Annotated in this window: 13 protein-coding genes; 7 read left to right on the top strand and 6 right to left on the bottom strand. The window is 68.7% G+C overall.

The window, feature by feature from the left end:
• The 4 genes from HT102_RS10680 to HT102_RS10665 form a co-directional block, all read right to left on the bottom strand.
• Complete coding sequence (locus HT102_RS10680) at positions 1-1,278, bottom strand: PPE domain-containing protein (protein ID WP_192039426.1); 1,278 nt, start codon at positions 1,276-1,278, stop codon at positions 1-3.
• Between the two features lie 31 nt (positions 1,279-1,309).
• The gene (locus tag HT102_RS10675) at positions 1,310-1,627 is read right to left on the bottom strand and encodes a PE domain-containing protein (RefSeq protein ID WP_225443539.1); all 318 of its coding nucleotides are present in this window, start codon (positions 1,625-1,627) and stop codon (positions 1,310-1,312) included.
• Positions 1,628-1,947: 320 nt separating this feature from the next.
• Complete coding sequence (locus HT102_RS10670; protein WP_192039424.1) at positions 1,948-2,298, bottom strand: metallopeptidase family protein; 351 nt, start codon at positions 2,296-2,298, stop codon at positions 1,948-1,950.
• Between the two features lie 20 nt (positions 2,299-2,318).
• Positions 2,319-3,365 (bottom strand): septum formation family protein, encoded by a 1,047-nt coding sequence (locus tag HT102_RS10665; RefSeq protein ID WP_225443538.1) that lies wholly within the window; start codon positions 3,363-3,365, stop codon positions 2,319-2,321.
• Between the two features lie 122 nt (positions 3,366-3,487).
• On the opposite strand from HT102_RS10665, the gene HT102_RS10660 reads away from it, so the two are divergent.
• Positions 3,488-3,922, top strand: a complete 435-nt coding sequence (locus tag HT102_RS10660; protein WP_192039422.1) for an ankyrin repeat domain-containing protein — start codon at positions 3,488-3,490, stop codon at positions 3,920-3,922.
• Positions 3,923-3,996: 74 nt separating this feature from the next.
• Positions 3,997-5,256, top strand: coding sequence for a serine--tRNA ligase (gene serS, locus HT102_RS10655; RefSeq protein ID WP_192039421.1), 1,260 nt, complete (start codon positions 3,997-3,999; stop codon positions 5,254-5,256).
• Between the two features lie 29 nt (positions 5,257-5,285).
• On the opposite strand, the gene HT102_RS10650 is transcribed toward serS, so the two are convergent.
• The gene (locus tag HT102_RS10650) at positions 5,286-5,792 is read right to left on the bottom strand and encodes a PaaI family thioesterase (RefSeq protein WP_192039420.1); all 507 of its coding nucleotides are present in this window, start codon (positions 5,790-5,792) and stop codon (positions 5,286-5,288) included.
• 54 nt (positions 5,793-5,846) lie between these two features.
• On the opposite strand from HT102_RS10650, the gene HT102_RS10645 reads away from it, so the two are divergent.
• The 3 genes from HT102_RS10645 (at position 5,847) to HT102_RS10635 (ending at position 8,273) form a co-directional block, all read left to right on the top strand.
• On the top strand, positions 5,847-6,611 hold the full coding sequence (locus HT102_RS10645) for a lysophospholipid acyltransferase family protein (RefSeq protein ID WP_192039419.1): 765 nt from the start codon (positions 5,847-5,849) through the stop codon (positions 6,609-6,611).
• Positions 6,608-7,396, top strand: coding sequence for a lysophospholipid acyltransferase family protein (locus tag HT102_RS10640; protein ID WP_192039418.1), 789 nt, complete (start codon positions 6,608-6,610; stop codon positions 7,394-7,396). The genes HT102_RS10645 and HT102_RS10640 overlap by 4 nt, the downstream gene beginning before the upstream one ends.
• A gap of 61 nt (positions 7,397-7,457) precedes the next feature.
• A complete protein-coding gene (locus tag HT102_RS10635; protein WP_192039590.1) occupies positions 7,458-8,273 on the top strand; it encodes an HAD family hydrolase in 816 nt (271 codons plus the stop codon).
• A gap of 66 nt (positions 8,274-8,339) precedes the next feature.
• On the opposite strand, the gene HT102_RS10630 is transcribed toward HT102_RS10635, so the two are convergent.
• Positions 8,340-10,331, bottom strand: coding sequence for an N-acetylmuramoyl-L-alanine amidase (locus HT102_RS10630; RefSeq protein WP_192039417.1), 1,992 nt, complete (start codon positions 10,329-10,331; stop codon positions 8,340-8,342).
• Positions 10,332-10,617: 286 nt separating this feature from the next.
• On the opposite strand from HT102_RS10630, the gene glf reads away from it, so the two are divergent.
• The gene (gene glf / locus HT102_RS10625; RefSeq protein WP_192039416.1) at positions 10,618-11,847 is read left to right on the top strand and encodes a UDP-galactopyranose mutase; all 1,230 of its coding nucleotides are present in this window, start codon (positions 10,618-10,620) and stop codon (positions 11,845-11,847) included.
• A gap of 57 nt (positions 11,848-11,904) precedes the next feature.
• Positions 11,905-13,779 (top strand): glycosyltransferase, encoded by a 1,875-nt coding sequence (locus HT102_RS10620; RefSeq protein ID WP_192039415.1) that lies wholly within the window; start codon positions 11,905-11,907, stop codon positions 13,777-13,779.
• The last annotated feature ends 5 nt before the right edge of the window (positions 13,780-13,784 follow it).

Raw genomic sequence — 13,784 nt, 5'->3', positions numbered from 1 at the left:
TCAGCGGCCCCCGCCAATGACGGCCGGGCACACGAGCTGCCCGGACGGCCCCACATCGAACCGGTCGCGCGGGCGCTCGCGCCGGGCGCGCTGCGGGCTCGCGTCCTCCTCCGCGCGGGCCATCGCGGCAGGCGGCATCATGGGCACGCCGGAGCGCCCCTCGGACCCGATCACCGAGGTGCTTGTTGGGCGTGGGGCCGTGGAGCTCGCGGCCTCGGGACCGGGCGCGCCAGGACCCGTAGCCAGGGGAGCGCTCATCGCGGCCTGCCGGCCGGCAGCCTCGCCCGCGCCAGTGAACAGGCTGGCAGAGAAGCCGGGCACGCCCGCAGCGCCAGGCGCGCGCATGCTCGCCGGGGCGATCGCCTGGGCCCGCGCGGCCCCGGAGCCGCGGCCATCACGAGGCTGCTCGCTCGCGGGAGCGAGCGCCGGGCCAACGAGCGGTGGCGCACCAAGCGGCGAAGCGGTCGTCATGGCAGCGCGGGCGGCATCGGCACCGAGCATCGCGACACGGCCCACCACCGTGGCTGCGGTCGGCACCATGCTCGGCGAAGCGACCGTGCCAGCAGGAGCAACACCCAGCGGAGAGGCGGGAAGACCGGCGATCCCCGGCACCGACACGCCCGCAGGCGCGGTGCCCGGCATGATTCCCACCGGATTCGTCAGCGCGCCGGTGGAGTCGAACGAATCACCATCGGCGGAGGCGAGATGCTCGGAGGCGGTTGCGCCGTCGCTGGCCTGGTGATCAGCCATGCCGGTGGTCAGCCGCGGCGGAGTGGCCGGCTCGACACCGACGGAGCAGCCAGCGCTGGCGGCATCATAGGTCCGCATGGCGGCGATGGCGCGCAGGTCCAGGAGCCGCTCCGCCGCCTCCGCGGCCGCGAGCGCCCCGGTGGTGGCGCCCACGACGCTGGCCGCCTTGGCCGCCTGGACAGCGGTGATCTCCGCCATGGTCGGCATGGCGACGCGCGAAGCGTCGCATGCCAGCGCGGTGACCTGCGCGGTCTGGCCGACCCTCATCGCGGTGGCGCTGGTCCCGTCGAGCCAGGCGGACATAGTCCGCAGGGCCGCGCGAGCCTTGTCGGATGTGCCGCCGCTCCAGCCGGACTCCATCAACCGCACCGCGGAGTCGACATGGTGGGCCGATTCGCTCGTGGCCACGGCGAGCCCGATCCAGGCGCTGCCAGCCTGGTGCATGGGCCCCCCGCCCACGCCGAGATGCAGTGGCGGGCTCAGGTCCATCGCCTTGCGCCGCTCCCACATGATCGATGTCAAGGTCATTGCTGTTCCCCCTGGTTAGTGGATGCCCTGATCAGGCGTGCGAGGCGATGGACCGGCTAGCGGCGCCATCCTGCTCGGTGTAGGTGGCCGCCTGGTGCCGCAGCGTTCGCGCTGCCTCGCGCAGCTCCCGCAGCGCGCTCACGAGGGCCGGGTCGGTGCGCGCGAATGCGTCGGAGATCCACCGCGTGCTAGCCACGGTCACCTCGTCGGCGGCACCGGGCGGCGGCGCTGCCGAGCCGCGAGCACGAGCGAGCTCGCTATCGATCCTGGTAGCGGCCGCATCGAGCTCGGCCGCGGCCGCTCGCAATGCCTCGGGGTCAACGCTGAGTTCCTGTGCCACGCGGGTCATCCTCCTTGTGCTCGGACAGGCAAGGCAGTGCCCATCGACAAGGTAGGACGCAGCAGCACGCCCATTGGTTCCCCGATGCGAGGACTTTCTCGCACGAGTTTCAGGCGCGGCTGCCGGTGGCGGGGGCTCGCCGCGCGCCGGGGCAGCCGTGGGCGGAGCTCCGCCGCGCGCCGCCCCACGAGAAGTGTGCGGTTTTGCACCCTCTGAACCCACCGCACGGTGTGGGGTGCAAAACCGCACAGAAGGGAGGCCGGTTCAGCAATGAGGCCCGCCCCAGCCGAGCCCGCACGAACCCGCCACGGCCGAGCCAGCCGCCCCGGCTAGCCCCAACCGAGCTCGTGGAGCCGGTCGTCGTCGATGCCGAAGTGATGCGCGATCTCATGGATCACGGTGATCGCGACCTCCTCGACCACCTCGTCCTCGGTCTCGCACATCGCGAGCAGCGGCTCCCGGTAGATGCTGATGGTGTCTGGCAGGGAGCCCGCGTAGAACGAATCCCGCTCGGTGAGGGCAACGCCCTGGTACAGGCCGAGGATCCCTGGCTCCTCCTCGTTGCGGGGCTCCACGAGCACCACGACGTTGTCGATCGCTCGCGCGAGCGGAGCAGGGATGAGATCAAGGGCATCGGAGACGAGGTCGTCGAAGTGGTCCTCGGTCATGATGACGCTCATGGTGCTAGCAGCCCGTCACGCTAGTTGCCCGGCGCGAGGCCGGGAGCAGGAGCTGCGGGTGGCTCGGGATCGGCGATCTGGTCGGGGCGCTGCCCGTTGATCGTGATCTCGCCGCGCGCCGGGCCCACGAGTGTGGCGAGCGCGGAACCGGGGTCGAGCTGCCCGCCGAGGGAGCAGTTGACCAAGCGGTTCCCGGCCAGCCAGCTCGACAGCGAGCGGGTGTCCCAGAACACGGTGAGGCTTTGCTGCTCCAGCCGATCGGGCCCGCCGAGGTAATCCGCGGCGACCTGCCTGCATCGCTCGTCGAGGAAGCGGTCCTGCTCGGAGACGGGGGGATGGTTGTCACCGAACTGCTCGCCGAGGTCGACGATGCCTGCCACCTCGTAGGCGTGGGGCTCCTCGCAAGGCACGGGATCGGTGGGGATGTCCAGGTTGATGCCGATGCAGAACCCGGGCTCCCACACCATGGACATGTTCTGCTCGCTGGCCTTGCCGAACATGGGGAACACCTGCCCGCTCGCGCCCACGTTCTGCAGCCCGCAGCGAATGGTGCGCTCACCGGCCTCCCAGCCGTCCTCGCCGGGATTGATCAGGTTGATGCTGTAGCGGCCGCGGGGGTCGAAGCGCGATCCCAGGTAGTCCTTGGTCGCGGGCTCGCATAGTTGCCCGCGGAGCTCGGAGAACCGCAGCTCGGTGGGGAACCCGGCGTCCTGCCCGAACTCGGATCCGGGGAAGGTGCTCAGGTCGATCGCTGCGGTGACCTCGAAGCGATGCTCCTCCGAGCAGTCGACCTTCGCGAGATCGGCAGCGTCGGGCGCTGACCACGCCAGGCAGTCGCCAGCGCTCGAGGAGCCGAACGCGTCCCCGGCGACGGATTCGGTGGTGGGCGCGGCGATCGTCTCCCACCGTTCCTCGTCCTCGGGATCGCTCGTCGCCTGCACGATGATGAGCGCGGCGACGCTGCCCGCGATGAGCAGCAGCAGGGCAATGATCGCGGCAATGCGCCAGCGCGGACGGCTATCGCTATCCGGGGGCGGCGCGGATCGGGGGGAGGAGTGCTTGGTCATCGGCATCTATCATGCACCCATCGCGGTGGTGTTTCGACCGCGCGCCCGGATTTTCCGTACCTGGAAGGAAATGGTGGGCCTGTCCCGCCGCGCCCGGGGGCAGCACGGCTACATTGGAGGGCATGGGGCACAGTGCCGAGAGGGGCTCGGGATTCTCTGACGAGGAAGCCGTTTCCGAGCTCGCGACCAGGTTGTTCGATCACGCCCGCAGCGGCCGGGAGGCCGAGCTCATGGCCTACATCGATGCTGGTGTACCGGTCGATCTCGCCAACGGCACGGGTGACACCTTCCTCATGCTCGCCGCGTATCACGGCCATCCCGGGACCGTGGCGGCACTGCTGGATCGCGGCGCGGACGCTGATCGGCTCAACGATCGCGGGCAATCCCCACTCGCGGGCGCGGTGTTCAAGGGCGAGGACGAGGTGGTCCGGCTGCTCGTGGAGGCGGGCGCGGATCCTGCGGCAGGGTCACCGCCCGCGATCGCGGCGGCCCGCATGTTCGGGCGCGAGGACTACCTGGGCCTGCTGGGCGCTGATGGCGGCCACGAGGAGCGCTAGCCCATTCGCCCCGGGACCGGTCGGCGAGCGTTCCGATGGGGAGGAAGCGCACGGGGCGCAGTAGGGTGTTAGGCGTGATCGACCTCAAGTTGCTTCGTGATGATCCTGAAGCCGTGCGGGTTTCGCAGCGGGCGCGCGGGGAGGACCCTGCCCTGGTGGATGCCCTGCTCGATGCTGATGCGCAGCGCCGCGCGGCCGTCTCGGCGGCGGACTCGCTGCGCGCCGAGCAGAAGGTGCTCGGCAAGAAGGTGGGCAAGGCGGCACCGGAGGAGCGGGATGCCCTCCTCGCTGGCGCGTCCGAGCTCGCGCAGAAGGTCAAGGACGCCGGGGCCGCGGAGTCCGCTGCCAATGAGCGCCTCGTCGCGGCGCATCGGGCGATCTCCAACCTCGTGCACCCGGATGTCCCGGTAGGCGGCGAGGAGGACTTCGCGGTCATCGAGACGGTGGGCGAGCCGCCGGTCATCGAGTCGCCGCGCGATCATCTCGAGCTGGGCGAGCGCCTGGGGCTCATCGACATGGAGCGTGGGGCGAAGGTCTCCGGCTCGCGCTTCTACTTCCTCACCGGCAACGGGGCGCTGCTGCAGCTCGGCTTGCTGCAGCTCGCGATCCAGAAGGCGGTGGCCGCGGGGTTCACGCCGATGATCCCGCCGGTGCTGGTGCGCCCGGAGATCATGGGGGGCACGGGATTCCTGGGCGCGCATGCTGCCGAGGTCTACCATCTCGCCGATGATGACCTGTACCTCGTGGGGACGTCCGAGGTGCCGCTGGCTGGCTATCACTCCAGCGAGATCATCGATCTCTCGGGTGATCCCGTGCGCTATGCGGGCTGGTCGTCATGCTTCCGCCGCGAGGCCGGCAGCTATGGCAAGGACACCCGCGGCATCATCCGGGTGCACCAGTTCGACAAGGTCGAGATGTTCACCTATTGCCGTCCGGACCAGGCCGAGGAGGAGCACCAGCGGCTCCTGCAGTGGGAGAAGGACATGCTGGCTGCGATCGAGGTCCCCTACCGGGTGATCGACGTGGCATCGGGAGACCTGGGCTCCTCGGCGGCCCGCAAGTTCGACTGCGAGGCCTGGGTGCCCACCCAGCAGACCTACCGGGAGCTGACCTCGACGTCCAACTGCACGACTTTCCAGGCGCGGCGGCTAGCGATCCGGTATCGCGATGAGAACGGCAAGCCGCAGATCGCCGCAACACTGAATGGCACGCTCGCCACGACGCGGTGGCTCGTGGCGGTGCTCGAGAACCATCAGCAGCCCGACGGCAGCGTGCGGGTGCCCGCGGCGCTGGTCCCCTTCGTGGGGCGCGAGGTCCTCGAGCCCGTTCGCTAGCGTCCCGCTTGGCCGCTGCGGCGACACCTCTATGGGGACCTGTCGGGCCGGAACAGCATGCAGCGCGTCGTCGCGGTCGCGCAGAGCTTCCCCTCGCTGGTGCGGATCTCGCCGCGCGCGGTAGCGGTGGCGCGCCCGATGTGCACGACGCTGCCGACGGCCTCAATGGGCCCGGTGCGGATGCTGACAGGTCGCAGGAACTGGGTGTTGAGGTCAAGCGTGGTGTAGCCGGTCTGCTCGGGCAGGGTCGTGCTGATCGCGAACCCCATGGCGGAGTCCAGGATGGCGGTGAGGATCCCGCCGTGCACGGTGCCGACGGCGTTGTAGTGGTACTCGGCGGGGACGAGCCTGATGGTGGTCGTCCCGTGCCCGGCGTCGACGACCCGGAAGCCGAGCGTGCGCGCGGACGGGGAGTGGTCGAGGGCGCCCTCGGCGAGCGCCCGGATGAACTCCAGTCCACTTAGTGAGACATGCTGTCCCGCTGTGCTTGCTGGATCTGACCAGGTGTACGTACGTTCCCGCTCGGTGGCAGGCATCGATACCTCATTTCCTCAGCGACAGTGTCCGGCTTCCCCGATAGGCTATTCGCCGTGGAACCTGTCTATGGCTCGATCGTGACGTTCGCCCGCGCCCTGTTCACCGCCCAGGGGCTGAGGTTCACGGTCACTGGAACCGATCACATCCCACGCGTGGGTGGCGCGGTGATCGCCGTCAACCACACCGGCTACCTCGATTTCGCTTACGCCGGCAAGGCCGTCCTGCCTGCCAAGCGCTTCATCCGCTACATGGCCAAGCACGAGGTGTTCGAGCACAAGGTCAGCGGGCCCCTCATGCGTGGTTGCAAGCACATCCCCGTCGATCGGGTCTCCGGCGGGGACGCCTACAAGGCCGCGGTGCAAGCGCTCAAGCACGGTGAGCTCGTCGGCGTGTACCCCGAGGCGACGATCAGTCGCAGCTTCGAGATCAAGGAGTTCAAGTCCGGCGCGGCGCGCATGGCCATCGAGGCCGGGGTGCCGATCATCCCCATCATCGTCTGGGGCGCCCAGCGCGTCTGGACCAAGGGCTTCCCCAAGCAGCTCGGTCGCACCCGCACACCTATCTCGGTCGCCGTCGGTGCTCCCATCGAGCCCTTCAAGCCAGCAGCCGACCTCACCGCGAAGCTCCAGTCCGACATGAAGGAGCTCCTGCTGAAGGTGCAGGACGACTACGGCCCCCATCCCGAGGGCGCCTACTGGGTACCCAAGAGGCTGGGCGGAAGCGCTCCCACCCTGGAGGAGGCCACTATCCTGGATCGCAAGGATGCCGACGCCCGCATCGCGGCACGGCGCGCGCGGGAGGAAGCGAAAGAGACATGATCTCAGGAGTGACCTCGGTCGTCGCCGACGCGGTGTACCGGCTGGTGTATGTCAAGCTGGCCGTCATCGCATCGATCATCCGAGCGCTGCAGGGCGCGCGGCTGAAGGTCACGGGCCTGGAGAACATGCCCCGCCACGGTGGAGCCGTGCTCGCGTGCAACCACATCGGCTACATGGACCCGATGTATCTCGGCCTCGTCGCGCTCATGGCCCGCCGCCGCATGCGATATCTCGCGAAGAAGGAAGTGTGGGACCATCCCGTCACCCGCTTCCTCGCGGTCACCTCGCGCGGCATCCCGGTGGATCGCTCTGCCGGCACCTCGGCATACCAGGCCGCGGTGCGGGCGCTGTGCGAGGGCGACTTCGTCGGCGTATGCCCGGAAGCGACGATCAGCCGCAGCTTCGAGCTCAAGGAGTTCAAGTCCGGCGCGGCGCGCATGGCCGTGGCGGCCGGCGTGCCGGTGGTTCCGATCGTCCTGTGGGGGACCCAGCGCATCGCCACCAAGGGCCAGCCCCCGAAGTTCCTCGGATGGAACCGGCAGGTCCAGGTCCACGTCGGTACGCCCATCGAGCCCGGAATGCCACCGCAGGAGCTCACCACTAGGCTCCACAGCGACATGGAGGAGCTCCTGCACGCCGCGCAGGCCGCCCACGGGCCCCACCCACCGGGGAGGCACTGGGTTCCTGCCCGGCTCGGCGGTACCGCTCCCACGCTTGCCGAGGCCAACGCGATGGATGCCCGCGAGCTCTCCTGGGCACGGAAGGACGGCCTCGAGCCGGAGTAGATGTGCCACGAGGGCGCATCCGGGGCACGATGGAGTAGTGAAGCCGGAACTCCTCTGCGACCTGCCCGCGCCCCTCCTCGTCGGTTCAGACGTCGATGGCACCCTCATCGATGACCTTGATCGCATCAGTCCCCGGACGCGAGCGGTCCTCAACCAGCTCGCCGGGACGGAAACCCACTTCATCCTCGCCACGGGGCGGCCACCTCGCTGGCTTGCCCCGATCATCGACCAGATCGGATTCGCGCCACTGTCGGTCTGCGCCAACGGCGCGGTGGTCTACGACGCGGAGCGTGACCAGGTGATGCACGCCGAGGAGCTGTCCGCGGAGACCCTCGGCTGGCTCTTCGATCGCATCAGTGCTGCTTTGCCGGGCAGTGGTCTCGCCGCCGAGCGGGTGGGCCGCAGCGCCCACGACGCGGCCTCGCCCCAGTTCGTCTGCGCGCCCGGCTACGAGCACGCCTGGCTCAACCCGGATCACATCGAGCTCTCCGCCACCGAGGTGATCGCGGCGCCCGCGATCAAGCTGCTCGTCCGGCACGCTGGCATGAGCAGCACCGCGATGCGTGATGTGCTCGCGCCGCTGGTGGGGGAGCGGGCTGCCATAACGTTCTCCACCGACAAGGGGCTCGTCGAGCTCTCGGCCCCCGGAGTGAACAAGGCGACGGGGTTCGAGTGGGTCGCGCAGCGGCTGGGCGTCGACGCCGGCCACGCCGTTGCTTTCGGCGACATGCCCAATGACATCGCCATGCTCGAGTGGGTGGGCCACGGCGTCGCGATGGGCAACTCGCACCCCGAGACACGAGCAGCCGCCCGCGAGGTCACGTCGACGAACAACGATCATGGCGTGGCGGTGGTGCTCGAGCGCTGGTGGTCCTGACGACAGAGGGGCCGCGCTCGGTGCGAGCGCGGCCCCTCTGCTGGTGCGGGCTTGGTCCGGAACGGGCTATCCGGCGGCCGGTACCGAATCGTTGATGTGCACCGTGGCCTCGCCAGTGGCGAGATCGAACAGCATGTGCCCGTGCTCGAAGTTCACGCGGACGCCCTCGGGAGTGCTGAACTCCTCCTCGGTGGGCAGGCCGAGCAAGCTGTCCTGGGCGCCGAGCGCCTCCCACTGCTCGCCGATGACTCCCCATACCGCTCGGGCGCCGGTGCGCTCCGACCAGTAGATGGTGCCGTTGGCGAACCGGGCGAAGCTGATGCCCTCGGCCGCGGCCTCGATCTTGCTGACCGCGTCGCCGAGCGCGCCCTCGACGCCGCCGAGCGTGTACCAGCGACGCGCGATCTCCTCATCGCCGAACTGGGTGCTTTCTGCCGCGGTGGAACGGAGCGAGGCGAGGAGCCGCTGCATGTTCTCTCCGGTGGCGCGCAGCTCGCTCGAGCTCCAGGATGCGCGGGGCGCGGGAGCCTGGTCGGGCTGTGGCTGCGGCTCGTTCTCCTCGGTGGGCTGTCCGGCCGGGGTCTCGCCGCCCTCATTGCCACTGCCCTCGTCCTCGTTGCCCGGATCAGCAGGCCCCGGATCAGCAGGCCCCGGATCAGCAGGCCCCGGATCAGCTGGTTGGGTGGGCGCAGGGGCAGAATCCTGGTACGCGGTCGCGATATCGCGGATCAGGTCCATCTGGGCGTAGCCGAGGTTGCCAGGGCAATCGGTGTAGTTGACGGCCCGGTGCGCAAAGATCTGCGGGAGCTGGATCGGCTGGCCCTGCGCGAGCCAGGTGTACTGCGTGCCCTCGGAATAGTGCGTCGAGGAGTCCTTCGGGCGAAGGTCCTCGAGGGCGAGGCGCCAGCCGGCGAGCTTGGCGAGAGCCTCGACCTGGGCGCGGGGCGGCGCCGTGTTCTGGTAGTGCCCGATCATCGAGTAGCCGGCGGTGTTGACATTGAAGCCGCCCGAGTGGGCGCCCTGGAGATCCTTGTCCATGCCACCGAACCGGCCCTCGAAGATCTGGCCGTACTTGTCGACAAGAGCGTGGTAGCCCACGTCGCACCAGCCGAGGGTCTGCGCGTGGTAGGCGTAGATCCCGCGCACGATCTGTGCGGACTGGGCCTGCGTGTAGTTGTTGTTGCCGGCGGTGTGGTGCACGACGACGGCGCCGAGGCCGCCGTTGACCTGGGGCGCGCGGCACCGGATGCCCTCGTTGGCGCCCCACTGGGCGCGGGTGATGACCTTGGGCCGCGCCGGGGCGCCAGCGATATCCGTGACGTTTCCAGCGATATCGCTGGGCGCATCGGCGATGGGCGCCTTGGAGGGCCGGATGATGATCGCGGTCAGGTTCTCGGTCTCCCCGGAACGCTCCGGCGCAGGTGGCTGGCTGATCAGCGGGCGCGAGATGTCGGTGGGCTCGCCCGCCGCCGCATCAGTAGGGGCTGCTTCCTCGGGCGCGAGCGGCTCCTCGGGCGCGGTATCGCCCTCGAGCACGGGCTGCACCATGCCGCCGATGCTGATCTGCACGGTGTTCGTATCACCGGTGAACACGACCTCGCTGGCCTCGCGGGACTCGTCGCCGATATCGCTACCGCCATCGATCGGCTCGAGGTCGAACCATTCGGTCCAGGTGTCGTCCTCGAGCTTGGCACGAACGAACGCCTCGGGATCGCCATCGCCCTCCCAGGTGAGGCCGAACATGTTGAACGAGGTGTCCTGGGTGATCTCCCGGACAATGGGCTCGCCGTGGTCGGAGATATCGGTGACCTCGCCGGGGCTGGGCGCGAGGCTCACCTCGTCGATCATCGTGGGGGCGTGGTCGGTGGTGTCGTTGACCGGGGTGATGTCAACGTTGCCGGCGGTCGCGCCGAGCCCGAGGAGCGTTCCGGCTGCAGTGAGCCCGACGGTGACACCGAGGGTCAGGATTCGTCGTGGTTGATGGTTCGGCAACGCAGTGACTCCCTTGATCTGCGATTGGGCGCGGCGCGTGAGAGCTGGACCGGCTTCGTGCTGCATGACTAGTTCGTCATCGTCTTGACGATAGGCAAGCCAGGCTCACATTTCGTGCACCGCGGAGTCACTATGTGGTCAAGAATTGACCAACACTGCTGTTACCTAACCATGTACGTGATCTCTTGAGGGACTTCGCATCACGCGTCCGAAAGTCGTTTCGCCGCGCGCGAGGCGACACCGGCGGGGCCGAAGGTCACTGGCCAGACTGGGCTGTCCGTTACGCTGAAGCCATAGCCCAGCCGCACGCCTTGTCGCAGGCCACGCCGCAAGGAAAGCAGAGGAATGCCCGGTGCCTACCGAGACTCGAACGACAGGCGATCCTGACCGTGACGCCTTCGACCTCATCATCGTCGGATCGGGGTTCTTCGGGCTCACCATCGCCGAGCGTGCCGCCACGCAACTGGGCAAGCGGGTGCTCGTCCTCGACCGTCGGCCCCACATCGGGGGCAACGCGTACTCCGAGCCCGAGCCGGAGACGGGCATCGAGGTCCACAAGTACGGCGCGCACTTGTTCCACACCTCCAACGAGCGTGTCTGGGAGTACGTCAACCAATTCACGTCGTTCACCGGCTACCAGCATCGCGTGTTCACGCTGCACAAGGGGCAGGTGTACCAGTTCCCGATGGGGCTGGGCCTGGTGTCGCAGTTCTTCGGCCGCTACTACTCGCCGGAGGAAGCGCGCGCGCTGATCGCCGAGCAGGCCAGCGAGATCGACACCAAGGAGGCCTCGAACCTCGAGGAGAAGGCGATCTCGCTCATCGGCCGCCCCCTCTACGAGGCATTCGTGCGGGACTACACGGCCAAGCAGTGGCAGACCGACCCGAAGGAGCTCCCGGCGAGCACCATCGCCCGGCTGCCCGTGCGCTACACCTTCGACAATCGCTACTTCAATGACACCTACGAGGGCCTGCCCGTCGATGGCTACACGGCATGGCTGGAGAACATGGCCGCCGATGACCGGATCGAGGTGCGCCTGGGGACGGACTACTTCGAGGTGCGCGATGAGATCCGGGCAGCATCCCCCGGGGCGCCCGTGGTCTATACCGGACCGATCGACCGCTACTTCGACTACGCCGACGGCGAGCTGGGCTGGCGCACCCTCGATTTCGAGACGGAAGTACTGCCCACCGGCGATTTCCAGGGCACCCCGGTGATGAACTATCCCGATGCGGAAGTGCCGTTCACCCGCATCCACGAGTTCCGCCACTTCCATCCCGAGCGGAAGTATCCAGGCGACAAGACCGTGATCATGCGGGAGTTCTCCCGGGCCGCCGAGAGCGGCGACGAGCCCTACTACCCGATCAACACCGCGGACGACAGGGAGCGGCTCGCCCGGTACCGCGAGCGTGCCCGCGCGGAGACCGAGCGCGACAACGTGCTGTTCGGCGGGCGCCTCGGCACCTACCAGTACCTCGACATGCACATGGCGATCGCCAGTGCTCTCGCGATGTTCGACAACATTCTCGCCCCGTACTTCACCGAGGGGACGCCCCTTCAAGCGCGGCCGAGCAGCGACTAGCCTCCCCGGCACTGACCTCACCCGCGCCACCCCGCTCGAAGAAAGGCACTACGCGCAGTGACCACCACCAGCTCATCCGCCCGGTCGCTCCTGCAGCGGATCCTGCTCCCGCGCCCCGGCGAGCCGCTCGATGTGCGCCGCCTCTACCTCGAGGAATCCCCGACCAACCCGCGCCGGGTCCATGCGACCTCGCGGACGTCCGCGTCCGTCGCGGCCGAGTCAGAGATCTCGCTGTGCACCTACTTCAACGCGTTCCCCGCCAGCTACTGGCGGCGCTGGAGCATCCTTACCCAGGTGGTGCTGCGCATCGAGGCGAGCGGTGCCTGCCGGGCGGACGTGTACCGCTCCAAGGCTGATGGGACGCGCATCCAGGTAGGAAGCGCGGAGGCGCCCACTAGCGGCGGGACGCTCGAGGTCGTGCTCGACCTCTCCCCGTTCGAGGATGGCGGCTGGCTCTGGTTCGACCTCAGCGCCGAGGAGGATGTCGAGATCCAGTCGGGTGGCTGGTACGCCCCGATCGATGCTCCCGGGGAGGGGCGTGTCGCCATCGGCATCCCGACCTTCAACCGGCCGGATGATTGCGTCAAGGCGCTCACCGCGCTCGGCTCGGATCCCCAGGTCCTCGACGTCATCGACGCGGTGATCATCCCGGACCAGGGCACCCGCAAGGCCGTCGACGAGCCCGGGTTCGCCGAGGCCGCGGCGGTGCTGGGGGATCGTCTCAGCATCCATGACCAGGGCAACATCGGCGGCTCCGGCGGCTACTCGCGCGTCATGTACGAGGCACTGCGCACCACCGATAGCCCGTACATCCTGTTCATGGACGACGACATCGAGATCGAGCCTGACTCGATCCTGCGCGCTATCGCGTTCGCCCGGTTCGCCCGCCAGCCGCTGCTCGTCGGTGGCCAGATGCTGAACCTGCAGAACCGCGCGCACCTCCACGTGATGGGGGAGGTCGTTCGCTTCGGTGAGTTCGTATGGGGACCGGCACCGCACACCGAGTACGACCACGACTTCGCTGGGGAGCCGCTCGCGCAATCCCCGGACCTGCACCGGCGCATCGACGTCACCTACAACGCCTGGTGGATGTGCCTGATCCCGCGCAACGTCGCCGAGCAGCTTGGCCAGCCCCTTCCGTTGTTCATCAAGTGGGACGATGCCGAGTACGGGCTTCGTGCCGCTGCGGCGGGGTACCCCACGGTCAGCCTCCCGGGTACCGCGATCTGGCACATGGCCTGGTCCGACAAGGACGATGTCATCGACTGGCAGGCTTACTACCACATGCGCAACCGCCTGATCGTGGCCGCGCTGCACAATCCCGGGGGAGCGCGGGCGCTGGTCAAGAGCACCATGAAGCCCCTGCTCAAGCACTTGCTGTGCCTCGAGTACTCGACCGTGGCGCTGCAGAACGAGGCGATCAAGGATTTCCTTGCCGGCCCCGGCATCCTCTTCGACGAGCTGCCGACCTCGCTGGCGAAGGTGCAGAAGATCCGCGCTGAGTACCCGGACGCCGTCGTGGCGGGCTCCGCGACCGACCTTCCCCTGCCGTCGGGCAGCGATATCGGGCAGGTGGGCCTTCCCGTGACGACCCCGGCGAAGCTCAAGCGGTTCGGCCGCGCTGTCGTGCATAACCTGCGCCCGGCCAAGGCCGCGCACCACGAGCGCCCGCAGCTCAACGTTGCCACGCTCGATGCGCGGTGGTTCCTGCTGTCCCAGGTCGATGGCGTGACCGTCACTACCGCCGATGGTCGCGGCGTGGTGTACCGCAAGCGCGATCGTGCCGTGGCGGCCCGGTTGTTCAAGGAAGCGCTGAGCCTCCGGCGCGAGCTCGAGAAGCGCTTCCCGGAGATGCAGAAGGCCTACCGGTCGGCGTTCCCGGAGCTGACCAGCCGCGAGCGCTGGGGCGAGTTCTTCGCCCAGTACGACTGAGGACG

Source organism: Lolliginicoccus lacisalsi (assembly GCF_014841105.1).
Classification (GTDB): Bacteria; Actinomycetota; Actinomycetes; order Mycobacteriales; family Mycobacteriaceae; genus Lolliginicoccus; species Lolliginicoccus lacisalsi.
This window is presented reverse-complemented; position numbering and strand designations above follow the sequence as displayed.